Origin of the sequence: Streptomyces sp. SM10 (assembly GCF_002910915.1) — a bacterium.
Taxonomy (GTDB): Bacteria; Actinomycetota; Actinomycetes; order Streptomycetales; family Streptomycetaceae; genus Streptomyces.
This window is the reverse complement of record NZ_NEUF01000048.1, coordinates 259,724-283,430: the sequence shown is the minus strand read 5'-3', so window position 1 is coordinate 283,430 and position 23,707 is coordinate 259,724. Positions and strand designations below refer to the sequence as shown.

Sequence of the window (23,707 nt, the reverse complement as noted above, 5' to 3'; positions counted from 1 at the left end):
CCTAGAAGGCGACCGGGGTATGGACGGAGTTCTTGGCGGCGCTCTCCTCGACCGCGGCGAGCACGCGCTGCACCTGGAGTCCGTCGGCGAACGACGGTACGGGGGTGCGCCCTTCGACGATCGTGCGCACCACGTCCCGGGCCTGGTGGACGAAGGTGTGCTCGTACCCCAGGCCGTGGCCGGGCGGCCACCACGCCTCCAGGTACGGATGCTGCGGCTCGGTGACGAGGATCCGGCGGAAGCCCGCGCTGGTGGCGGGTTCGGTGTGGTCGTGGAAGGAGAGTTCGTTGAGCCGTTCCAGGTCGAAGGCGATCGACCCCAGCTCCCCGTTGATCTCCAGGCACAGGGCGTTCTTGCGGCCCGCCGCCATCCTGGTCGCCTCGAAGGAGGCGAGGGCGCCCGACGCCAGCCGTCCGGTGAAGAGTGCCGCGTCGTCGACAGTGACCGCCCCCCGTGCGGCACTGTCGGCGGTGCCCGAGAGCCCCGCGGCCGCCCCGGCGAGCACGGGCCTCTCCCGTACGAAGGTCTCGCTGACCGCGGAGACCCCGGTCAGTGGTTCCCCGGCCAGGTACTGGGCGAGGTCGACGATGTGCGCCCCGAGGTCCCCCAGCGCCCCGGAACCGGCCCGCTCCCGCTGCAGTCGCCAGGTCAACGGCGACTGCGGGTCGACGAGCCAGTCCTGGAGGTAGGTGGCCCGCACGTGCCGCAAGGCGCCCAGCCGACCCTCCTCGATCATCGCGCGGGCGTAGGTGAGGGCGGGCACCTTGCGGTAGTTGAAGCCCACCATCGCCACCTGGCCGCGGGCGGCGGCGCGCTCCGCGGCCTCCACCATGGCCTCCGCCTCCGCCACCGTGTTGGCGAGCGGCTTCTCGCACAGCACGTGCTTGCCCGCCTCCAGTGCGGCGATGGCGATCTCCGCATGGCTGTCGCCTGGGGTGCAGATGTCCACCAGCTGCACGTCGTCCCGGGCGATCAGAGCGCGCCAGTCGGTCTCCGCCGCCGCCCACCCGTGCCGGGTGGCGGCGGCCTCGACGGCCGAACGGTCGCGCCCGCAGATCGCGGCGAGAGCGGGTCTCACCGGCAGGTCGAAGACGTGTCCCGCGGTGCGCCACCCCTGCGAGTGGGCAGCGCCCATGAACGCGTATCCGACCATGCCGACGCCGAGTGTCGCCGTCGGCGGCGGTGCCTCGGTCTCCTGCTCCGACTCTTCCCTACGGGCCATGCGGGCTTCCTCCTCGTCGGTGGTTCGGTGGCGGCGGCGGTGCGGGATCAGCTGAAGCCCGTCGGCAGGTACTGGTCGATGTTCTCCTTGGTGACCACGGCGGAGTACAGCGTCAGCGAGGTCGGGATCTCCATCTCGGAGAGGCCCGCCACGCCCTTGTTCTGGCCCAGGGCCCGCGCCAGGTCGATGGCGGAGGCCGCCATCGTCGGCGGGTAGAGCACGGTGGCCTTCAGGACGCTGTCGTCGGCCTTGATGGCGTCCATCGCGGACTTGGCGCCCGCACCGCCGACCATGATGAACTCGTCGCGCCCGGCCTGCTGGATGGCCCGCAGCGCGCCCACGCCCTGGTCGTCGTCGTGGTTCCAGAGGGCGTCGAACTGCTTCTGGGCCTGGAGGAGCTGCGCCATCTTGGCCTGGCCCGACTCCACGGTGAAGTCCGCGGCCTGACGGGCCACCAGTTTGATGTTGGAGTAGTTCTTCAGGGCGTCGGCGAAGCCCTGGCTGCGCTGCTTGGTGAGTTCGAGGTTGTCGATGCCGGCGAGCTCGACGACCTTGGCGTTCGCCTTGTCCTTGAGCTGCTCGCCGATGTAGTGGCCGGCGTTGAGGCCCATACCGTAGTTGTCGCCGCCGACCCAGCAGCGGTAGGCCTGCGGAGAGGCGAAGACGCGGTCCAGGTTGACGACCGGGATGCCGGCCTTCATGGCCTCCAGGCCGACCTGGGTGAGCGCCTTGCCGTCGGCGGGGAGCACGACGAGGACGTCGACCTTCTTGTTGATGAGGGTCTTGACCTGGCCGATCTGGGCGGCGGTGTCGTTGGACCCCTCGGTGATCTCCAGGGTCACCTCGGAGTACTTCTCCGCCCGCGACTTGGCGTTGACGTTGATCGCGTTGAGCCATCCGTGGTCGGCCTGCGGTCCGGCGAAGCCGATGGTGACGGGCGTGCCCGGTTTGTCGTCGGCTGCGGGCTGGTTGCTCGGCGCCGCTGCCGCCTCCTTGGGCTCGTTGCTGGTGCAGGCGGTGAGGAAGGCTCCCGCGGAGACGGCCGCGGTGCCGAAGAGCAGTCCTCTGCGGCTGGTTTCTGGCATGGCTGTCGAACCCTTCATCCGGTGTGGTGCGTACGGAACAGCGGGTGAGTGATCAGTGCTCTGGTACGGGAGAGGTGCTCGGGCGCGGAAGCGGTGCTCAGGTCTCGCCGCCCCGCAGCGTGCGGCGCTGGACGAGGACGGCGGCGACGATGATGGCGCCCTTGGCGATCTGCTGGACGTCGCTCTGGAGATTGTTCAGGGCGAAGATGTTGGTGATCGTGGTGAAGACGAGCACGCCCAGGACGGAGCCGACGATGGTGCCCCGGCCGCCGCTGAGGAGGGTGCCTCCGATGATCGCGGCGGCGATGGCGTCGAGCTCGTACAGGTTGCCGTTGGTGTTCTGGCCCGACCCGGACAGGATGACGAGCATGAAGGCGGCGATGCCGCAGCAGAGTCCGGAGAGCAGGTAGAGGTAGAGCCGCTGGCGGCGTACGTCGATGCCGGCGAGCCTGGCCGCTTCGGCGTTGCCGCCGACGGCGACCGTGCGGCGTCCGAAGGTCGTGCGGTTGAGGATGAGCCAGCCGGCCACGGTCACCGCGGCGAAGACGAGGACCAGCGGCGGGATGCCGAGGACGTAGCTGTCGGGCAGGCCGAGGTCCAGGACGGACTGCACGGTGACGATCTGGGTCTTGCCGTCGGTGATCTGCAGGGCCAGTCCGCGGGCCGAGGCGAGCATGGCCAGCGTCGCGATGAACGGGACCATTCCGCCGTACGCGATCAGGAGTCCGTTGACGAGACCGGCGGCGAGGCCGACGACCATCGCGGTGAAGAGGATGCCCGCGAAGCCGAACTCCTGGGTCGCGAGGGTCGTCGCCCAGACGGAGGCGAGGGCGACCATCGCGCCGACCGACAGGTCGATGCCACCGCTGATGATGACGAAGGTGACGCCGACGGTGACGACCCCGATGACGGAGGACTGCGTCAGGATCAGCTGGAGGTTCCCGGTGTCCAGGAACGCGTCCGGTTCGGTGAATCCGCCGACGGCTATCAGGACGGCTAGGACACCGAGGAGCGACAGGTTGCGGACGTCGGCGCGCAGACCGAGTGCGCGCGGACCGCCGCCCTTCTTCGAGGGCGGTGCGGCCGCGGGGCCGGACACGGACCCCTTCTCCGGCCCGTGGTGCTGCGCCGACGGTGCGGGCTGTGTCATGACGTCGGGCTCCCTTCCATGACGAGGTCGAGGACACGGTGCTCGTCGAGCTCCCCGGCGTCGGCCGTGTGCACGACACGGCCCTCCCGGAGCACCAGCACCCGGTCGGCGAGGCCCAGCACTTCGGGCACTTCGCTGGATACGAGCAGAACGGCGAGGCCTTCGTCGGCCAGCCGGCGGATCACGGCGTAGAGCTCGGCGCGGGCGCCGACGTCCACACCGCGGGTCGGTTCGTCGAGCAGCAGGACCCGGCAGCCACGCAGCAGCCAGCGGGCCAGGACCGCCTTCTGCTGGTTGCCACCGGACAGGGTGCGGACGGCGGCGTCCGGGTTGTCGGGGCGCAGGGAGAGCTCGCGGGTGGCGGTCCTGGCGGCCTCGCGCTCGGCACCCCGGTCGAGCCAGCCGGCGCGTGCGAAGCGGGACAGCGAGGAGACGGAGACGTTGCGGGTCACCGATTCCGTCAACAGCAGGGCCTGCGCCTTGCGTTCCTCGGGAGCCAGACCGATTCCGGCGGCCACGGCGGCCCGGACGCTGCCGGGGCGCAGCGGTGTCCCGTCGACGAGGACGCGGCCGGCGGTCGGCTTGCGGGCGCCGTAGACGGTCTCCAGGATCTCGGAGCGTCCGGAGCCCACGAGTCCGGCGAGGCCGACGATCTCGCCGGGCCTCAGCTCGAGGTCGACGGGCTCGAACTCGCCCTTGCGGTAAAGCCCTTCGACCGTCAGCACCGGGGCGGCCGTGCCCCGGGTGCCGGGGGCGGGCCGCTGGGGGAAGACGTATTCGACGTTGCGGCCGGTCATCATGGCAACGATGTCGCGTGTGGGGGTGGAGACGGCGGCCAGGCCGACCGCGACGGCCCGGCCGTCCTTGAGCACGGTCACCCGGTCACCGATGCGGCGGATCTCCTCCAGCCGGTGCGAGATGTAGACCACGGCCACTCCGTCGGCGGTGAGCCCGTCGACGATGCGGAAGAGGTTGTCGACCTCGTCGGGGTCCAGGGCCGCGGACGGCTCGTCCATCACGATCAGCCGTACGTCGTGGGAGAGGGCCCGCGCCATGGAGACGATCTGTTGGTGGGCGGCGGAGAGGTCGCCGACGAGGCGGGCCGGGTCGATCTCCGGGTGCCCGAGGCGCTTCAGGAGCGATGCGGCCATGGTGCGGGCCTCGCGGGTGCGGACGAGGAAGCCCGCGCTGGTGGGCTCGTGTCCCAGGAAGACGTTCTCGGCGACCGACAGGCCCTCGACCAGGTCGAGTTCCTGGTAGATGGTGGCGATACCCAGCCGCATGGCGGTGATCGGCGAGGACAGCTGGACGGTCTCCCCGCTCCAGGTGATGGTGCCGTCGTCGGGCTGGTGGGCGCCGGCCAGCACCTTGATGAGCGTGGACTTGCCGGCGCCGTTCTGGCCGAGGAGACAGTGGACCTCACCGGCCTGCACCTCCAGGTCCACACCGTCGAGGGCGCGCACACCGGGGAACGACTTGGTGATGCCGGACATCGTGAGCAGGGGTGGTTCTGGTGCCATGACGAATCCCCTCGGCGAACGAGGTCTCCCCCGCCCGGGCGGGAAGCCCGGGAAGCGTGGAGGAGGCCGGTGAGCGGGCAGGGCGCAGTGCCGGCGGTGCCGTACTGCTGACGGAACTGCTGGTGGTTCGTCTGTGCTCGTGCGGTGCGATCGGGCTCGTGCGGTACGGAGGTGCTCGTGCGGTACGGAGGTGCTCGTGCGGTGCGATCGGGCTCGTGCGGTGCGGGCCCCGGGCGGAGCTCGGGAAGGTCTACGGAGGTGGCTGCGGAGCGTGTGCCTGGCAGCGCGCCGGCCCGGACATCAGGCCGGCGAGAACAGGTGGTCGCTGATGAGCCTGCCCGCACCGGTCACTCCGGCGACGGGCCCCAGCTCACCGAGGACGATGGGCAGGTTGCCCGTGGCCAGGGGCAGGGACTGCCGGTAGACCTGGGTCCGGACACTGGCCAGCAGGTTGTGGCCGAGTCCGGTGACCCCGCCGCCGATGACGACGAGGCCCGGGTTGAAGAAGCTGACGAGTCCGGCGATGACCTGGCCGACCCGGTTGCCGCCTTCTCGGATCAGGTCCAGCGCCGTCGGGTCACCGGCCGCGGCGGCCGCGGCCACGTCGACGGCGGAGAGCTTTCCGGCCGCGTCGAGACGGGCCGCCAGGCCGGCAGAGAGGCCGGCGCGGGCCGCGTCCTCCGCGTCGCGGGCCAGGGCCGCACCACTGAAGTGGGCTTCCAGACAGCCTCTGTTGCCGCAGGCACAGGCGCGCCCGTCCGGCTCCACCTGGATGTGGCCGATGTCTCCGGCGCTGCCCGTCGTGCCGCGGTAGACCTCGCCGCCCACCACGATGCCGCAGCCGATGCCCGTACCGATCTTGACGCAGAGGAAGTCGCCCACGGAACGGGCGACGCCCGCGTGCTGCTCCCCCAGCGCCATCAGGTTCACGTCGTTGTCGACCATGACGGGGCAGCCGAGTTCCTGGCTGAGTGCCTCGCGGACCGGGAAGCCGTCCCACCCCGGCATGATCGGCGGCGCGACGGGCACACCCTCGGGGAAGCGGACGGGTCCCGGTACGCCGATGCCGGCACCGTCGAAGCCTTCGGCGAGTCCGGAGGCCCGGAGTTTGGCGGCCATCGACAGCACCTGCTCGAAGACCGCGACGGGGCCCTCCCGCACGTCCATCGGGTGATTGAGGTGTCCGAGGACCTCCAACTCGGCGTTGGTGACGGCCACATCGACGGATGTGGCGCCGATGTCGACCCCGAGGAAGCGAAGCCCCGGGGCGAGCCTGATGTTGTGGGAACGGCGTCCGCCGCGGGACGCGGCGAGCCCGTCGGCCACGACGAGACCGGTCTCAAGGAGCCGGTCGACCTCGACGGCGAGCTTCGAGCGCGAGAGGTCGATCTGGTCGCCGAGCTGTGCGCGGGAGTTGGGCCCCCCGTCGCGCAACAGCCGCAGCAGTCGCGCCTGATGCGTGTTCGCGGGTCGTGCCGTCATGCGTCTCACGCGTCCCTCCCCCGCCAATCCGGCCAGTCCGTCGGGCTTTCGAGGGGAACGTAGCAGCGGTTTACCCGAGTGGGAAGAAGTTGCGCACGAATCCGGTCCAACTTTCTCCACACTGAGGACAAAGGTGGGCCGTCGGGTGGCGGATCGCCGTCGAGGGCCGGCCGTGCAGAGTGCCGCCGGCCCTCGGCCCGCCGCCGAGACCGCCCGTTCTCACGCGTAGGTGCGCGGTTCGGGCCCGACCAGGGCACCGGCCGCGAGCCACCACCGTGTGTCGCCGGGCGGCCGATCCGCACGACCACGAGGGTGATCGCCGCCCACGCGAGCACCTCGCAGGACGTGGTGTTGGCGATGTGCGCGCCGCCCGGCAGCACGGGCATGGTGGCCGTCGCGATCGCCGCGAGGAACCGGGCCCGCCGCGCGCCGCCGAACTCCCGCGCGGTCATACCGCCGACGAGGACCGTGCCCGCGGCGGCCGGCGCGGGCCACATCCGCAGCCCCGCCTGTGGCCGGCAGGGGCCCCCTCGGCAGCCGGTGAGGTGCCCCGGCCGCGGGACGAGCACGACCGGGCCTGGACGCCGGTGCGTTCAGGCCCGGTCACCTCTGCTCTCAGGCCTGTTCGCGCCGGTGGTAGGTCTGGCGCGTGTGCTCGGTGTGGGCCCGCATGATCTCCGTCGCCCGCTGCTCGTCCCTGGAGGCGATCGCCGCGATCAGCTCCCGGTGCTCGATCCAGGACCGGGTGCCGCGCTGGCGGGCCACCGGCGTGTAGTACCAGCGGACCCGGCGGTCCACCTGGCCGGCGAGCTCGGACAGGACGACATTGCCCGCGAGCTCCATGACCTTGGCGTGGAACGCGGCGTTCGTGGCGACGGCGAGGTCCACCTGGTCGGCGGCGACCGCCCGCTCACCCTGGGAGCACAACTCCTCGAGGGCCTCGATGCCCGGCCGCCCGGCACGGGCGGCCGCCAGCCGGGCGGCCTCGGCCTCCAGGAGCGTGCGGACCGAGAGGAGCTGGTCCGCCTCCTCCTCGGTGGGTTCATGGACGAAGGCGCCCTGCGCCGGACGCAGATCGACCCAGCCCTCGGTGTTCAGCCGCTGGAGCGCCTCGCGGACCGGTTGCCGCGACACCCCCAGATGCCCGGCCAGTTCGCTCTCGACCAGATGCTGACCGGGCCTGAGCGCACGCGTGGTGATCAGCTCCAGGAGCGCCTCGTAGACACGCTCGCGCAGCGGCCCGGGCCGCTCCAGCTTCGGCACCGTTCCTTGCGGCAGTCCTGCGGACAACATCGCGGTCCCCCTCCGGGCGCCCGGCCATTGCTTATCGTCTACAGTCTACCGAGCACAATGCCACGGCGGGGGCATCAGGGGCAGCGGATCACCTGACCCGCGTACGAAAGATTGCCGCCGAAGCCGAAGAGCAGGGCCGGCGCACCGCTCTCGACCTCCCCGCGTTCCACCAGTTTCGACAGCGCCATCGGGATCGACGCGGCCGAGGTGTTGCCCGAATCCACGACGTCCCGTGCGATGACCGCGTTGACCGCTCCGATCCTCCGGGCGACGGGCTCGATGATCCTCAGGTTGGCCTGGTGCAGCACCACCGCGGCGAGATCCTCGGGCGTGACACCTGCCCGCTCGCACACCTTGCGGGCGATCGGCGGCAGTTGGGTGGTGGCCCAGCGGTAGACCGACTGCCCCTCCTGCGCGAACCGCGGGGGCGTGCCCTCGATGCGCACGGCGTTGCCCATCTCCGGCACCGAGCCCCACAGGACGGGACCGATCCCGGGCCGGTCACCCCCGTCCGGGTCGGCGGTGACGACGGCGGCGCCCGCTCCGTCCCCCATCAGGACGCAGGTGGAGCGGTCCGTCCAGTCGACGATGTCGCCCATCTTGTCGGCGCCGATGACGAGGGCGCGGGTGGCGGCACCGGCCCGGATCGCGTGGTCGGCGGTGGCCAGGGCGTGGGTGAAGCCCGAGCAGACGACGTTGATGTCCATCACGGCCGGCGCGCTCATGCCCAGGCGCGCGGCGACGCGCGCGGACATGCTCGGTGAGCGGTCGATGGCCGTGGAGGTGGCGACGAGAACCATGTCGATGTCCGTGGGCTGCAGTCCGGCCGACGCCAGCGCCTTGGCCGCGGCGTGTGCCGCAAGTTCGTCCACGGGTTCGTCCGGGCCGCCCACGTGCCGGGTCCTGATGCCGACCCGGCTGGTGATCCACTCGTCGCTGGTGTCGACCATGGCCGCCAGATCGCCGTTGGTGAGGACCTTGGCAGGCTGGTAGTGGCCGAGCGCCACGACACGTGAGCCGGTCATGTACGGGTTCCCCTCGCTACGTTTGGCAGGAACTATCCAGTCTTGGTTGCTACCGCCCGGTACAGAGGCACGTAACCCCACAGGAATCCGGGCCCGAGGTTGGAGCGTCTCGAACAGCCGCCGGGGAACTTTCGCGGACATCCCCGCGGCAGCACCGCAATGGCGGATGGACACGGCACCCGCTGTCACATCCCTTGACCCTGCGCAAAGGCATACTGTCGACAATATTCTGTCGCGCCCCCGACTCGGCCTGTGTCTTCTGCGGCAACTGCATCGAGGTGTGCCCGACCGGTGCGCTGTCGTTCAGCACCGAGTTCGACATGCGTGCTGCGGGGACGTGGGACGAGCCCGCGCAGACGCGGACCACGGCCGTCTGCGCCTCCTGCGGTGTGGGCTGCAACGTGGCCCTCCACGTGCAGGAGAACGAGATCGTCAAGGTCACCTCACCGCACGACAACCCGGTGACCCATGGCAACCTCTGTATCAAGGGCCGTTTCGGCTTCCAACACGTACAGAATCGGGATTGACGGCTTATGGGACGGGTCACCGAGCGTCGCCGCACCATCCGCGTCCGCGACGGGGCGGTCACGGCCCGCCCCGACACCCTCGTCGCCGAGGAGCCCCTGGAGATCCGGCTGAACGGCAGGCCGCTCGCCATCACCATGCGGACCCCGGGCGACGACTTCGCTCTGGCGGCCGGCTTCCTGGTGAGCGAGGGCGTGATCGCTGTGGGATCCGAGGTGCAGTCGATCGTGTACTGCGCCGGGGCGACGGCCGACGGGGTGAACACGTACAACGTGGTGGACGTGAAACTAGCGCCCGGCGTCGAGGTCCCCGACATCACTCTGGAACGCAACGTCTACACCACCTCGTCGTGCGGCCTGTGCGGCAAGGCGAGCCTCGACGCCGTCCGGACCACGACCCGTCACCCGGTCGCCGACACTCCCCCGGTCCGTGTGGAGCCCGCCCTGCTGTCCGCCCTCCCCGACCGGCTGCGCGAGGCACAGCGGGTCTTCGACCGGACCGGGGGTCTGCACGCCGCCGCACTGTTCTCGCCGGAGGGCGAGCTGATGGACGTCCGGGAGGACGTCGGCCGGCACAACGCGGTGGACAAGCTCGTGGGACGCGCCCTGACGGACGATCGGCTGCCTCTGTCGCAGTCGATCCTGCTGGTGTCGGGCCGCGCCTCGTTCGAACTCGCGCAGAAGGCGGTGATGGCGGGGATCCCGATGCTCGCGGCCGTCTCGGCGCCGTCGTCGCTGGCCGTGGATCTCGCGGCCGAGAGCGGACTGACCCTCGTGGGATTCCTGCGGGGACAGTCCATGAACGTGTACGCGGGTGACCACCGGATCGCTCTCGGGGCGTCGGTGGGGCAGGGCTGAGACGGCCCGCCCGCCGCACGGGGCAGGGGTCCGGCCGGCGGGGAGCGCCCCCTGCGCCGGCCGGTCCCTCTCCTGCGTGCGTCAGCTCACGGTGACGGGGTGCCGCGACACGGACCCGGTGTCCGGCAACGGGTCGCGTGAGCGGCGCTTGGCGATCACCGCGCAGACCATCAGCTGCATCTGGTGGAAGAGCATCAGGGGCAGCACCGCGAGACTCGCGTGCGCACCGAACAGGACGCTGGCCATCGGCAGTCCGGCCGCCAGGCTCTTCTTCGACCCGGCGAACTGGATGGCGATCCGGTCCTCACGCCCGAAGCCGAGCCGCTTCGCGCCGTACCAGCTCACGCTGAGCATGAGGGCCAGGAGTACGGCCTCGGCACCGAGCAGCCCGCCGAGCCGGAGCGGGGTGACCTGGTGCCAGATCCCGGCCACCATGCCCTCGCTGAAGGCCGTGTAGACGACGAGCAGGATCGAGCCGCGGTCGACGTAGCCCAGCACCGTGCGGTGGCGCCCGATGAAGCCGCCGACCCAGCGGCGCAGCAGCTGTCCCGCGAGGAAGGGCACCAGGAGCTGCAGGACGATCTTCACCAGGGAGTCCGCGGAGAACCCTCCCGCGCTGCCGCCGAGGAGCACGGCGGCGAGCAGCGGGGTGAACACGATCCCGGCGATGCTGGAGAAGGAGCCGGCGCAGATGGCGGCGGGCACGTTGCCGCGGGCCATCGAGGTGAAGGCGATCGACGACTGGATGGTCGACGGGACCAGGCACAGGAAGAGGAAGCCGTCCTGGAGCTGCGGGCTCAGCACCTGGGGAGCCAGTCCGCGGCCGGCGAGCCCCAGCAGCGGGAACACCATGAAGGTGCAGGCCAGGACGGTGAGGTGGAGCCGCCAGTGCTTCAGTCCGTCGAGCGCCTCGGCGGTCGACAGGCGCGCCCCGTAGAGGAAGAAGAGCAGGGCCACCGCTCCGGTCGACGCTCCCCCCGCCACCTCGGCGCCGGTCCCCGACACGGGCAGCAGGGCCGCGAGTACCACCGTGCCGACCAACGCCAGGATGTACGGGTCGACCGGGAGCCAGGACGGCAGTGCGGGGATGCGGCGGCTGGTGCGGCGGCTCATGTGCTCCGTGCTCTCTGGGTCGGGGTCGTGCCCTCCCCATCGTGCTCCCCGACACCTCGATCGGGAATCCGGTATACCGCACTTACTGTCATCACGATTCGCGATAGCCTCGGTCCATGTACGACCCCGTCCAGCTCCGCACCTTCCTGGCCGTCGCCCAGACCCTCAGCTTCACCCAGGCGGCGCGCCGGCTAGGCGTCCGCCAGTCCACGGTCAGCCAGCACGTCCGCCGACTGGAGTCCGAGGCCGGACGGCAGCTGTTCAGCCGGGACACCCACCGCGTGGACCTCACCGAGGACGGGGAGGCCATGCTGGGCTTCGCCCGGACGATCCTGCAGGCCAACGAGCGGGCGGCGGCGTTCTTCACCGGCACCCGGCTGCGCGGCCGGGTGCGCTTCGGAGCGTCCGAGGACTTCGTCCTGACCCGACTGCCGGAGATCCTGGAGTCCTTCCGGCGCGAGCATCCCGACGTCGAGCTGGAGCTGACGGTGGAACTGTCGGGCGCGCTGCACCGGCAGCTCGCGGCGGGCCGGCTCGATCTGGTGCTGGCCAAGCGGCGCACCGGGGACACGCACGGTGAGCTGGTCTGGCAGGACACCCTGGCCTGGATCGGCGCTCCGCAGCTGAGGATCGACCCCGACCGTCCGCTCCCGCTGATCGCCTACCCGCCGCCCGGCATCACGAGGGCGCGCGCCCTGGAGGTGCTGGAGGAACACGGCAGGTCCTGGCGCTTCGCGTGCACGAGCGCCAGCCTGAGCGCCCTGGTCGCGGCCGCGCGGGCGGGCCTGGGGGTGATGGCGCACACCCGGGGGCTGATCCCGCCGGGACTCGTGCCGGTGCCGCCCCGGGCCGGGCTGCCGGAGCTCGGAGATGTGGATTTCGTGCTGCTGCACGGGCGTCGCAGGGACAGCGCCCAGGAGGCGGCGGACGCACTCGCGGCGGCGATCCTGGCGGGTGGAGACCGTCTTCACCGCGCCCCGGTCATGCCGCCGCACCGGGACTCGGCGTAAGTGGCGCGTACAGATTCGGTGGAGATTCCCGCCCGAGCCACGTACTCCGTGGTCAGAAGTGCGCCCGAGCCTTGCCCATCTGGCCCGATTTCTACGGTCGGCCTGGCCAGATGCCACGTTTTCCGGAGACTTCGGACTCTCCCACGGCCCCGCCCGGTGAGGTAGCGTCGCGGCGCCGTGCGGAGCGCCACAAGGAGCAGGTCATTGCGCGAGTTCACTGTCCCACCCATGGCCGCTGCCCCTCAAGTCGGCGGTCTTGCCGATACCGTCTTCGATTTCGCGGAGGAAGATCCCCACCGGACGGCCCTCGGCCGCAAGGACGCGGAAGGTCGCTGGCACGACGTGTCGGCCGCCGCCTTCCGCGACGAGGTGATGGCTCTCGCCAAGGGCCTGATCGCCCAGGGCGTCCGGTTCGGTGACCGGGTCGCCCTCATGTCCCGGACGCGCTACGAGTGGACGCTGTTCGACTTCGCCCTCTGGGCCGTGGGCGCCCAGTCCGTACCGATCTATCCGACGTCGTCGGCCGAGCAGGTCCTGTGGATGCTGCACGACGCCGAGGTCGCGGCCGTCATGGTCGAGCACGAGGACCACGCGATGACGATCGGTTCCGTGATCGACCGGCTGCCGAATCTGCACCGCCTCTGGCAGCTGGACGCCGACGCGGTGACCGAGCTCACCGAGGCCGGGGCGCTGATCGACGACGAGGTCGTCCACCGGCACCGCCGCGCGGTGACCCCCGACTCGGTGGCGACCGTCATCTACACCTCCGGCACGACGGGGCGCCCCAAGGGCTGTGTCATCACCCACGCCAACTTCATGTTCGAGGCCGACACCATGGTCGCCCGCTGGCACCCGGTGTTCCTCTCCAAGCCGGGCGAGGAGGCGGCCACACTGCTCTTCCTGCCGCTCGCGCACGTCTTCGGCCGCATGGTGGAGATCGCGGCGCTGCGCGGCAGGGTGAAGCTGGGCCACCAGCCGGAGCTGTCCGCGAAGGCGCTCATGCCGGACCTGGTGTCCTTCCGGCCCAGCTTCATCCTGGCGGTGCCGTACATCTTCGAGAAGGTCTTCCACGGCGCGCGGCGCAAGGCGGAGTCGGAGGGGCGTGTCGGGGCGTTCGACAAGGCCGTCGAGATCGCCGTGAAGTACGCGGAGGCCCTGGAGGAGCGTGCCTTCGGCACCGGTCCCGGGCCCTCCGCCGGGCTGCGCATGCAACACCAGTTCTTCGACAAGGTCGTCTACCGCAAGGTCCGCGACGCGATGGGCGGCCGGGTGCGGCACGCCATGTCGGGCGGTTCCGGCATGGACCGGCAGCTCGGGCTGTTCTTCGCCGGCGCGGGAGTCACGGTCTACGAGGGATACGGCCTCACCGAGACGACCGCAGCGGCCACGGCCAACCCGCCGGAGCGGACCCGCTACGGCACGGTCGGCCAGCCGATCCCCGGATCCACGGTGCACATCGCCCGGGACGGCGAGATCTGGGTACACGGCGCGAACGTCTTCTCCGGCTACCTGGGCGACCCGAAGGCCACGGACTCCGTGCTGCACGACGGATGGCTGGCCACCGGCGACCTCGGCGCGCTCGACGAGGACGGCTATCTGACCATCACCGGGCGCAAGAAGGAGATCCTGGTGACCTCCGGGGGCAAGAGCGTGGCCCCGGGCGGTCTGGAGGAACGGGTGCGCGCGCATCCGCTGGTCGCACAGTGCATCGTCGTCGGGAACGACCGGCCCTACATCGCGGCGCTGGTCACCGTGGACCACGAGGCGGTGGAGCACTGGCTCGCCATGCAGGGCCGTACGCCGATGCGCGCGGCGGACCTGGTCCGCGATCCCGAACTCGAGATGGAGGTGCGCCGGGCGGTGGTGGCGGCGAACACGGCGGTCTCCCAGGCGGAGTCCATCCGTACGTTCCGCATCCTGGCGCACCAGTTCACCGAGGAGCACGGGCTGCTGACCCCCTCGCTCAAGCTGAAGCGGAAGGCGATCGAGACGGCGTACTCGGCCGAGGTCGACGCCCTGTACCGGTGACCGCACCGGGGAAGGTCCCACGGCCGGCCGGAGGCGCTTTTCGATCGTGGGGGCCGGGAATGCTCGGGCCGCCCCGATCGTTCCCCCGGGGAGAACCGACCGACAACGTAAGGATCGACTGCTCGTGAGCCAGGTCCCCACCCTCACCCTCAACAACGGCCTCGAGATGCCGCAGCTCGGCTTCGGTGTCTGGCAGGTGCCGGACGACGAGGCCACCGCGGCCGTGACCACGGCCCTGGAGGCCGGGTACCGGAGCATCGACACCGCCGCGATCTACGGGAACGAGGCGGGTACCGGCAAGGCCGTCGCCGCCTCCGGTGTCCCCCGCGAGGAACTGTTCGTGACCACCAAGCTGTGGAACAGCGAGCAGGGTCACGACTCGACGCTGCGCGCCTTCGACGCGTCGCTGGACAAGCTGGGTCTGGACTACGTCGACCTCTACCTCATCCACTGGCCGGTGCCGGCCAAGGACGCCTACGTCGACACGTACAAGGCGTTCGAGCGGATCCTCGCCGACGGCCGCGCCAAGGCCATCGGTGTGTCCAACTTCCACCCGGAGCACCTGGAGCGCCTCCTGGGCGAGACCTCCGTCGTCCCGGCGGTCAACCAGATCGAGCTGCACCCGCAACTCCAGCAGGCCAGGTCCCGCGCGGTCCACGCCGAGCACGGCATCGTCACCGAGGCCTGGTCGCCGCTGGGCTCGGGCAAGGGCCTCCTCGAGGTCCCGACGGTGGTCGCCGTCGCGCACAAGCACGGCCGGACCCCGGCCCAGGCCGTGCTCCGCTGGCACCTGCAGACCGGCCACGTGGTGATCCCCAAGTCCGTGACGCCGTCGCGGATCGCGGAGAACATCGACGTCTTCGGCTTCGAGCTGGACGACGACGACCTGGCCGCGTTCGCCGCGCTCGACGAGGGCAAGCGCCTCGGCGCGGACCCGGCCGAGTTCAACCTCGGCGCCTGACCCACCGCACACACGAAAGGCGCCCCCACCGCGTGCGGCGGGGGCGCCTTCGCGCGGGGTCAGCGGCGGGCGAGCCGCAGGGTGACCAGCTCGAACGGACGCAACGTCAGGTTCACTGCCCCCTCGGTGAGTTCCGGCACCGTGACGTCGTCGAGCGGCCGCTCCAGCAGGTCCGTCACCGTGAGGCCCGCGGCCTCGAACCCGAGGCCGACACGAACCTTCGCCCGGCCTCCGGTGGACTCGTAGAGCCGCACGACGAGATCGCCGCTCGCGTCGTCGGCGAGCTTGACCGCGCTGACGACGACCGTGTCGTTGTCGAGCGTCACCAGCGGCTCGACCTCACGGTCGCCGGACACCCGGCGCTCCGGCAGGTTGATGCGGAAGCCCTCCCGCACCGCGTCACCGATCCCCGCGCCCGGGGCCAGGGCGTGCCGGAAGCGGTGCACGCCCTGGTCCGTCTCCGGGTCGGGGAACCGCGGGGCGCGCAGCAGCGACACCCTCAGTGTCGTGGTGGTGCCCGCGTCAGAGGGCCTGACCGTCCGGGTCACGTCGTGTCCGTACGTCGAGTCGTTGACGAGCGCCACGCCCCAGCCGGGCTCCTCCAGGTGGACGAACCGGTGGTTGCAGGCCTCGAACTTGGCGGCCTCCCAGCTGGTGTTCGTGTGCGTCGCCCGGTAGAAGTGCCCGAACTGGGTCTCGGAGGCGTAGCGCTCGGCGTGGACGTCCAGCGGGAAGGACGCCTTGAGGAACTTCTCCGTCTCGTGCCAGTCGACCTCGGTGTCGATGTCGAGGCGCTTGGCGCCGGGAGCAAGCGTCAGCAGCTGGGTGACCTTCGATGCGCCGAAACCGCGCACGATCCGGACACCGACCGTGCCCTCGTCCCGGACCTCGGTGAGCTCGTCGAGCGCGGTGAGGTCCGTGACGGTGTTCCGGTAGAACTCGTCGACGTCCCAGGCGTCCCACATGTTCGGGAAGTCCGGGTGGATCTGGAGCAGGTTGGCGGCCTCCCCGGGGGCGACGGCCTCCCGCTCGGCGCCGATGTCGTACGCGGAGACGACCAGGCCGCGGGCGTCGATCTCGACCTGGAGCAGGCCGTTACCGAGCACGAAGCCGCCGCCCTCGCGCGCGGCCAGCTGTCCCCCGCTGCCCGGGACGACGGCGCCGGCTCCACCCGCCGGGACGCCGTCGCGGGCGTGCGGGGCGGAGTTGAACCGGAGGGTCCCCTCCGCGGATGTGTCGCCCGCCAGGGCTCGCTGGGCCGCGTCCACGATGCCGCCCAGCTCCTCGGCGACGGCCGCGTACGTCTTCTCGGCCTCGCGGTGCACCCAGGCGATCGACGACCCCGGCAGGATGTCGTGGAACTGGTGCAGCAGGACCGTCTTCCAGATCCGGTCCAGCTGCTCGTACGGGTAGGCGAAGTCCCCGCGCACGGCGGCCGTGGCGGCCCACAGCTCGGCCTCCCGCAGCAGGTGCTCGCTGCGGCGGTTGCCCTGCTTGGTCTTCGCCTGGCTGGTCAGGGTCGCGCGGTGCAGCTCCAGGTAGAGCTCACCGACCCAGACCGGCGGCTCCGGGTACTCCGCCTCGGCCTTGGTGAAGAACTCGGTGGGCGTCTCCCACCCGACGGTGGCCGAGCCCTCCAGGCTGCGCATCCGGGCGGCCTTCGCGATCATCTCGCGGGTGGTGCCGCCGCCGCCGTCCCCCCAGCCGGTCGGGGCGAGCGAGTGGCGGGCGACGCCCTTGTCCTTGAAGTTGTTCGCCGCGTGGGCGATCTCGCTGCCCTTCATCGAGCAGTTGTAGGTGTCGACGGGCGGGAAGTGGGTGAAGATCCGCGTACCGTCAATGCCCTCCCAACGGAAGGTGTGGTGCGGGAACTTGTTGGTCTGGCTCCACGAGATCTTCTGGGTGAGCAGCCACTTGGAGCCGGCCGCCTTGATGATCTGCGGCAGCCCGGCGGCGAAGCCGAAGGTGTCGGGTAGCCAGGCCTCGTCGTTCTCGATGCCGAACTCGTCGAGGAAGAACCGCTTCCCGTGGACGAACTGACGAGCCATCGCCTCGGACCCGGGCATGTTGGTGTCGGACTCGACCCACATACCGCCGGAGGGCACGAACCGGCCCTCGGCGACCGCCTTCTTGACCTTGGCGTACACCTCGGGGCGGTGCTCCTTGATCCAGGCGAACTGCTGCGCCTGCGACATCGCGAAGACGAAGTCCGGCTCGTCCTCCAGCAGGGCCGTCATGTTGGACGTCGTGCGGGCGACCTTGCGGACGGTCTCACGCAGCGGCCACAGCCAGGCGGAGTCGATGTGCGCGTGTCCCACGGCGCTGATGCGGTGGGCGGACGGCTGGGCGGGCGTGGCGAGCACCTCGGTCAGTTCGGCGCGGGCGGCCGCCGCGGTGCCGTTGACGTCCTGGAGGTCGACGGCGTCGAGCGCGCGGCCGATGGCGCGCAGGATGTCCCAGCGCCGGGCGCCCTCGACGGGCAGCTCCGCCATCAGTTCCCCGAGCACCTCCAGGTCCTGGACCAGGTTCCACACGTGCTCGTCGAAGACGGCCAGGTCCATCCGGGCCAGGGTGTACTGGAGTCCGCTGCCGGCGGTGGTCTTGTCACCGAGCGGCGTCGGCAGGAAGGGGTGGTAGTCCAGGATGACGGGGTTGGAGGCGGCCTCGATGTGGAGCAGGACCTCTTCGCCGCCCTCGACGGGTGCCCCGACGCGGACCCACTGGTTGCGCGGGTTCAGGCCCTTCACCGGGGTGCCGTCGGGCCGGTAGACGAGTCCTTCGCACTGGAAGCCCGGCATGTTCTCGTCGAAGCCGAGGTCGAGGATCGCCTCGACGGTCCGTCCCGCCCAGTGCGCGGGAACGGTTCCGGAGACGCGGAACCAGCAGGTGCTCCAGGGCGCCCCCCACCGGTCACCGGCCGCGATGGGCCCGGTGGGGCCTGCCAGCCCCTCGGCGACGGGGACGGGCTCGCCCGGCGCGTTCCAGACGGCGACGTCCAGCGGTACGGATTCCGGGTATACGGCGGGTCGGATGCGCTCGTCCAGGACACGCTTCAGACGGGCTTCGACCAGGCTGCGGTCGTCGTGCATGAGGGTGACTCCGTTGTGAGGGTGTGCGGGTGTGCGGGTGAGGGCGGGCTACCAGCGGTGCGCGGTGACCGCGGCAGTCGAGGGGGCGTACAGCTCGTCCACGGCCCTGACCTCGAAGCGGGCGGACCTCTCGCCCGGTTCGCGGCGGATGCCGGACAGGAAGAAGGCCGTGCCGCAGGCGCCTCCGAGGAAGCGCCGGGTGCCGTCGGGCAGGATCCGGTGCACCTCGTAGTGGCGTACCGGCCCCGGGGCGCGGCGCCAGCGCAGGCGCAGTTCCGTGCCGTCGGCGCCCGTGGCGGTGCCGGTGACGCGCAGGGCGGCCGGCGGGTGCGGCTTGCCGACCGTATCGCGTACGGCCAGCGCGCCGAGCCTCCACCGCACCGGGCCCGCACCGGTGAGCCGGACACCCACTGCGTGGACGGTGCCGCGCAGGGAGTGCGGCCGCAGCGTCGCGGTGGACCAGCCCCCCGCGGCGGGCCGCAGCTCTCCGGCGGGCAGGTAGGTGTACGCGAGCGGGTCGCCCGGCCGGTCGGGTTCGCGCAGGGCCACGGCGAGTTCGACGGTGACCGGACCGGAGCCCGGGTCGATGCGGTGGACGAGCTCGACGACCGTCCGCCGGGTGAGTGGCAGCCGGGTCCCGAACAGCTCGACGGTGGCGGGGGCGTCCAGGTCGCCGTCGACGAGGAGGCTGCTGCCGCCGTGCCAGGCGTCGTCGAAGTCGAAGGCGACGGACGGGGTACGGCCCTCGGTGCGCACGACCCAGCGGCGGCCGGGAAGCCGGTCCTGCAGGCCGAGGTGGTTCCACGCGGAGTCGGAGAGCGGCCGGCCGTCCTCGTACCACCGCAGGCCGTGACCGGTGTTGAAGGTCGTGGCGAAGGGGAGCCGGTCGACCGTGGAGCGGTCGGCGACCGACGTCGCCGGGGCGCGCCAGGTGTCGGATCCGTCGGGCCTGGCCGGGTCGAGCGAGCTGCCGGTCCAGAACCGCTGGTCGGCCGCGTGGAACTGCCCGGGCGTGCGGTCCTCGGGCAGATGGCTGAGCGTCCACTCGGGGCGGTAGAAGCCGTAGGAGACCGTGTGGTCGCGGTCGGTGGGGACGATCGCGTCCCAGTCGACGGCCCGGTTCCAGCCGGTCGACTCGACGTCGACCCCCGCCCACAGCTCGTAGCGGCTGCGGCCGGCGTCCTCGGCCCGTCCGCCGGAGTCGGCGAGCGTCTGCGGCGTCCAGCGGAAGTCGACGAACATCGAGTCGGCCTCCTGGAAGAGCGCCGTGTTCTCCGCGTCGAGCGCGCCCTGCCAGCCGACCTGGCCCTTCACGGTCATGGCGTCGTACCAGGTGACGCGCAGCCCGGCGGCCTCACCACGGGCGCGCAGGTCGGTGACGAAGGCGAGCATGTCGGCGCCGAGCGCCTCGTCGCCGCCCTCCGTCTCGGCGTTGAGGAACCAGCCGTCGAAGCCGTAGGCGGTGGCGACCTCCACCAGTTTCGCGGCCAGCGGGAAGCGGCCCGCGTCATCGCGCTGCACCAGGTCACGGGTCCAGCGGAGGTCGCCGCCGTGGTGGACCGGAGGCAGGAAGACGGTGCCGAGGACGGGCACCCCGTTGCGGTGGGCGGCGTCGACGACCGGGGCGTTGGGCGCCAGGACGAGTCCCTCGCCCGCCGAGCCACCCCAGAAGACGAGTTCGTCGAGGTAGGCCCACTGGCTCAGTGCGTAGTGGTCGGCGGTGGCCGATCCCTGGGCGGGGTTGCCCGCGGTGTGCCCGAAGGCGACCAGGGAGGCGATGCGCGCCTGGCCGGTGCGGGCGGTGGTGTTGACCGGGACCGGGGTGAAGCGGTCGGCGAGCGGCACGGTCGAGGTGTTGAACTCCAGGTCCCGGTCGTCCTCGGCACGCCAGCTCTTCAGGCTGCGCCAGGTGACGCCGTCGCCGGGGGTGCCGGTGGGCAGCGAGTCGGGGAACCAGTACGAGGCGTAGGGCTGGAGCTTCCCCGGAGCCTGGGCGGTGGCCGCCGCGGCCGTGCCGGGGAAGGCGGGTGCCAGGAGGGCGGCCGCGGCGCCGGCGCCCGCGAGTACCACGGTGCGTCGGGCCGGGGCCACGGGGTGCGGCAGGGGCTGGGTCATGGTCTGCTCCGTATCGTGCGAGAGGCGATTCCGGTGCTGTGCGGGGGCGGTGCGTCAGGCCCCGAGGACCTGGCCGGGGGTGACGACCTCGGTGATTCCGCGGCCGGCGAGGTGGGCCGGATCCTCGGCGTGGCTCGCCAGGACCGTGGTGGGGCGGACGCCGTCCTCCGTGAGGCGGGCGAAGGCCTCGAAGACCGCACCGCCGGGGGCACAGACCGAGCGGTGGGGTGCGGTGTCGTCGTCCCCGGCGTCGACGACGACTGCGGTGGTCCGGGGCGCCGGGCGGTGGGGGGCGGCGCGCCGCTCCTGGACGATCCGGGCGACGGCGTGCCCGGCGGGTTTGACCTGCCGGTCGTTGGTCAGCAGACCGAGGCCGTACTCCAGCTCGGGGAAGTCGGCCAGGGAGCGGGAGACGTCGTGGGAGCACCACCAGGTGACGCCCCACACGTCCTCGCAGTCCAAGGCGTTGGCGATGGTCGCCTCGGTGAACGCGGCGGCGTGGTCGGCGGGGATCAGGGGGGCGGGCGCGCCGACCTCCTGGAGCCAGACCTGGCGGTGCGGTTCGCGCGCCCAGGCCTTGGAGAGCTCGGTCAGGTACGCGGCGTGGTGCTCGGTGGCGGTCCCGGCCCGGCCGTGCCGCTGGGCGGTGCCGTTGAAGACCCAGGAGTGGACGGCGGTGACCGCCCCGATGCGCGCGGCGTGCGCGGGGGTGAAGGCGTGGTCGTCCTGGTACCAGGAGGCGTCGTACTCGGCGTGCAGGTGGAGCTTGCCGGGTGCTCCCTCCTCGCACGCGTCGAGCAGGGTCCGCAGCCAGGTGCCGGCCTGGGCGGGGGTGATCCGGTCGGGGTCGGGGTGCGGGTCTCCGGAGAACTGGTTGATCTCGTTGCCCAGGGTCATGCCGATGAAGTGGGGCCGGTCGGCGAGGGCGGCGGCGAGGGTACGCAGGTACTCGGCCTGCCCGGCCACGACGTCCGGATCGGTGAAGAGGTTCCGCCGGTGCCAGGTCTGTGTCCATGCGGGCAGGAAGTCGAAGCTCGACAGGTGCCCCTGCAGGCCGTCCACGCTGACGTCGAGGCCGCGTTCGGCCGCGGCGTCGGCCAGCTGGACGAGTTGTTCGACGGCGCGCGGGCGGATCAGCGTGCGGTTCGGCTGGAAGAGCGGCCAGAGGGGGAAGACCCTGATGTGGTCGAGGCCGAGCCCGGCGATGGAGTCCAGGTCGGCGCGCACGGCGTCGAGGTCGAAGTCCAGCCAGTGGTGGAACCAGCCCTGGCTGGGCGTGTAGTTGGCGCCGAAGCGCGGCGGTGCGGAGCTCATGAAGGGGGATCCTGGTTCTGTGGTGCGGGGACGGCCGGTGTCAGCCCTTGACCGCGCCTTCGCCGACTCCGCGGAAGAAGAAGCGCTGCAGGCAGGCGAAGAGCGCGATGAGCGGCGCCACGGCGATGATGGTGCCCGCCGCGACGAGCCGTTCGTCGTTGGCGAAGGTGCCGTGCAGGTAGTTCAGTCCGATGGTGAGGGTGAAGTTCTCCGGATCGCTGAGCACGATCAGCGGCCACAGGAAGTCGTCCCAGGCGCCCATGAAGGCGAAGATCGCGACGACGGCGAGGGTGCCCTTGACGGAGGGCAGGGCGATCCGGAGGAAGCGCTGCCAGACGTTGGCACCGTCGACGAACGCGGCCTCCTCGACCTCCTGTGGGAGGTTCAGGAAGGCGTTGCGCATCAGCAGGACGTTCATCGCGCCGATGGAGCCCGGCAGGAGCACGCCGAGCAGGGTGTTGTTCAGGCCGAGGTCCCGCATGGTCGTGAACTGGGCGATGATGATGCCCTCCACGGGGACCAGCATCGCGAGGATGAACGCCAGGGTGGCGGCCCGGCGGCCCCGGTAGCGCAGCCTGGCCAGCGCGTAGCCGGCCAGGGCGGCGCCGACGCAGTTGGTGACCACGTTGGCCGCGGCGACCTTCAGCGAGTTGAACGCGTAGTCCCAGACCGGGATGGTGTCGGCGACCCGGGTGTAGTTGTCCAGGGTCGGATCGTCGGGCAGGAAGCTCGGCGGGGAGCTGAAGATGTCCTCACCCGGGCCCTTGAGCGACGTCGAGAGCTGCCACAGGAAGGGCCCGACGGTCAGCGCGAGGACGAGGAGCAGCAGTACGTACCGCAGGACGAGTTGCCAGACCGGGATACGGCGGCCCTCGGCGTCGGTGGTCCTCAGGATGCTCACGCGTCCTCCTTGCGGTCGGCGCGGAGCACGAGCAGCATCAGCCCGACGGTGACGACGAAGATCACGACCGAGATGGCCGAGGCGTACCCGACCCGTCCGGTCAGTCCGGTGCCGACCCGCTGGACCAGCATCACCAGGGTGGTGTCCTCACCTGCCGGGCCTCCGGAGGGACCGGCCATCAGATAGACCTCGGAGAAGACCTTGAAGGCCGATACCGAGGCCAGGGCCGCGACCAGCACCATCGTGGAGCGGACGGCGGGGACGGTGACGGTGAGGAAGCGGCGCACGGCTCCTGCTCCGTCCACGGCGGCCGCCTCGTGCAGTTCGCGTGGCACGTCGGCCAGCGCGGCGAGGTAGATGATCATGTAGTAGCCGAGGCCCTTCCAGACCGTGACCGTCATCGCGCTCACCAGCAGCAGCCACTGGTCGCTGAGGAAGCCGACCTTGCCGATGCCCACCGCCTCCAGCAGGGAGTTGATCAGGCCGCGGTCGTCGAGCATCCACACCCAGATCAGGCCGACGACGACGATGGAGGCCACGACGGGTGTGTAGAAGGCGGAGCGGAAGAAGGAGATGCCGGGGATGTGCCGCTGGACGAGCATCGCGAGCAGCAACGGCAGGACGACCAGCGCGGGAACCACACCGAGGACGTAGAGCGTGCTGTTGCGGAGGCCGATCCAGAACATCTCGTCGTGCAGCAGTTCCTGGAAGTTGGCCAGGCCGACGAACTTCCCGGGAATCAGGGTCCTGCGGTCGGTGAAGGCGTTGACCAGGGTGCTGAAGAACGGGTACAGGCTGAACGCGCCGACGACGAGCAGCCCGGGCGCCGCGAACAGCCACGGGCTGAGCGGCAGATGGCGGCTGATGCGACCGACGGGCCGGACGCCGGCCGCCTGGCGGCCGGCGCCGCGACGGCGGGGTGACCCGCCCGCCGTCGGGCCCGTGCGAGGCCCCGGAACGTCGTCGGCCGCCGGGCCAGGGCGCGTGGCGCCGGAGGGGGTGGCAGGGGGTTTCATG

The 23,707-nt window shown here is 71.3% G+C and carries 17 protein-coding genes and 1 pseudogene; 5 read left to right on the top strand and 13 right to left on the bottom strand.

Translation table 11 applies throughout. The features are described 5' to 3' along the window. Position 1: 1 nt before the first annotated feature. The 7 genes from B9S57_RS06370 to B9S57_RS06335 all read right to left on the bottom strand — a co-directional run bounded on the left by B9S57_RS06370 (position 2) and on the right by B9S57_RS06335 (position 8,777). Positions 2–1,222, bottom strand: coding sequence for a Gfo/Idh/MocA family protein (locus B9S57_RS06370; RefSeq protein ID WP_103514531.1), 1,221 nt, complete (start codon positions 1,220–1,222; stop codon positions 2–4). A gap of 47 nt (positions 1,223–1,269) precedes the next feature. Beyond that, positions 1,270–2,307: a substrate-binding domain-containing protein gene (locus B9S57_RS06365; protein WP_103514530.1), complete on the bottom strand. Its 1,038-nt coding sequence runs from the start codon at positions 2,305–2,307 to the stop codon at positions 1,270–1,272. Between the two features lie 97 nt (positions 2,308–2,404). Then, positions 2,405–3,457 (bottom strand): ABC transporter permease, encoded by a 1,053-nt coding sequence (locus B9S57_RS06360; protein WP_103514529.1) that lies wholly within the window; start codon positions 3,455–3,457, stop codon positions 2,405–2,407. Beyond that, the gene (locus B9S57_RS06355; protein ID WP_103514528.1) at positions 3,454–4,977 is read right to left on the bottom strand and encodes a sugar ABC transporter ATP-binding protein; all 1,524 of its coding nucleotides are present in this window, start codon (positions 4,975–4,977) and stop codon (positions 3,454–3,456) included. The genes B9S57_RS06360 and B9S57_RS06355 overlap by 4 nt, the downstream gene beginning before the upstream one ends. A gap of 300 nt (positions 4,978–5,277) precedes the next feature. Continuing rightward, positions 5,278–6,459 (bottom strand): ROK family transcriptional regulator, encoded by a 1,182-nt coding sequence (locus tag B9S57_RS06350; RefSeq protein WP_103514527.1) that lies wholly within the window; start codon positions 6,457–6,459, stop codon positions 5,278–5,280. A 615-nt stretch (positions 6,460–7,074) separates the two neighbouring features. Then, complete coding sequence (locus B9S57_RS06340) at positions 7,075–7,752, bottom strand: GntR family transcriptional regulator (RefSeq protein ID WP_103514526.1); 678 nt, start codon at positions 7,750–7,752, stop codon at positions 7,075–7,077. A 74-nt stretch (positions 7,753–7,826) separates the two neighbouring features. After that, positions 7,827–8,777 (bottom strand): beta-ketoacyl-ACP synthase III, encoded by a 951-nt coding sequence (locus tag B9S57_RS06335; protein WP_103514525.1) that lies wholly within the window; start codon positions 8,775–8,777, stop codon positions 7,827–7,829. A gap of 242 nt (positions 8,778–9,019) precedes the next feature. On the opposite strand from B9S57_RS06335, the pseudogene B9S57_RS06330 reads away from it, so the two are divergent. Then, positions 9,020–9,304: pseudogene (locus B9S57_RS06330) on the top strand (4Fe-4S binding protein); the annotation flags it as partial. A gap of 6 nt (positions 9,305–9,310) precedes the next feature. Continuing rightward, positions 9,311–10,159: a formate dehydrogenase accessory sulfurtransferase FdhD gene (gene fdhD, locus B9S57_RS06325; RefSeq protein ID WP_103514524.1), complete on the top strand. Its 849-nt coding sequence runs from the start codon at positions 9,311–9,313 to the stop codon at positions 10,157–10,159. An 81-nt stretch (positions 10,160–10,240) separates the two neighbouring features. Here fdhD and B9S57_RS06320 read toward each other — a convergent pair whose 3' ends face one another. Then, the gene (locus tag B9S57_RS06320) at positions 10,241–11,272 is read right to left on the bottom strand and encodes a bile acid:sodium symporter family protein (protein WP_103514523.1); all 1,032 of its coding nucleotides are present in this window, start codon (positions 11,270–11,272) and stop codon (positions 10,241–10,243) included. Positions 11,273–11,388: 116 nt separating this feature from the next. On the opposite strand from B9S57_RS06320, the gene B9S57_RS06315 reads away from it, so the two are divergent. The 3 genes from B9S57_RS06315 to B9S57_RS06305 all read left to right on the top strand — a co-directional run bounded on the left by B9S57_RS06315 (position 11,389) and on the right by B9S57_RS06305 (position 15,271). Then, positions 11,389–12,282, top strand: coding sequence for a LysR substrate-binding domain-containing protein (locus tag B9S57_RS06315; protein WP_103514522.1), 894 nt, complete (start codon positions 11,389–11,391; stop codon positions 12,280–12,282). Between the two features lie 228 nt (positions 12,283–12,510). Continuing rightward, a complete protein-coding gene (locus B9S57_RS06310; protein WP_103514521.1) occupies positions 12,511–14,310 on the top strand; it encodes a long-chain fatty acid--CoA ligase in 1,800 nt (599 codons plus the stop codon). Positions 14,311–14,434: 124 nt separating this feature from the next. Continuing rightward, positions 14,435–15,271 carry an aldo/keto reductase gene (locus B9S57_RS06305; RefSeq protein ID WP_103514520.1) on the top strand — a complete coding sequence of 279 codons (837 nt, stop codon included), beginning with the start codon at positions 14,435–14,437 and terminating at the stop codon, positions 15,269–15,271. 59 nt (positions 15,272–15,330) lie between these two features. Here the strand turns inward: B9S57_RS06305 and B9S57_RS06300 are convergent, their stop codons facing one another. The 5 genes from B9S57_RS06300 to B9S57_RS06280 are packed head-to-tail and all read right to left on the bottom strand — an operon-like array spanning position 15,331 to position 23,706. Next, positions 15,331–18,360: a glycoside hydrolase family 38 C-terminal domain-containing protein gene (locus tag B9S57_RS06300; RefSeq protein WP_103514519.1), complete on the bottom strand. Its 3,030-nt coding sequence runs from the start codon at positions 18,358–18,360 to the stop codon at positions 15,331–15,333. A gap of 48 nt (positions 18,361–18,408) precedes the next feature. Then, entirely contained in the window at positions 18,409–20,475 is a 2,067-nt protein-coding gene (locus B9S57_RS06295; RefSeq protein ID WP_103514518.1) for an endo-beta-N-acetylglucosaminidase, read from the bottom strand. Between the two features lie 54 nt (positions 20,476–20,529). After that, entirely contained in the window at positions 20,530–21,789 is a 1,260-nt protein-coding gene (locus tag B9S57_RS06290; RefSeq protein ID WP_103514517.1) for a glycosyl hydrolase, read from the bottom strand. Between the two features lie 40 nt (positions 21,790–21,829). Then, entirely contained in the window at positions 21,830–22,690 is an 861-nt protein-coding gene (locus B9S57_RS06285; protein ID WP_103514516.1) for a carbohydrate ABC transporter permease, read from the bottom strand. Beyond that, positions 22,687–23,706 carry a carbohydrate ABC transporter permease gene (locus B9S57_RS06280; RefSeq protein WP_258036247.1) on the bottom strand — a complete coding sequence of 340 codons (1,020 nt, stop codon included), beginning with the start codon at positions 23,704–23,706 and terminating at the stop codon, positions 22,687–22,689. Before B9S57_RS06280 ends, B9S57_RS06285 begins: the two co-directional genes overlap by 4 nt. Between the last annotated feature and the right edge of the window lies 1 nt (position 23,707).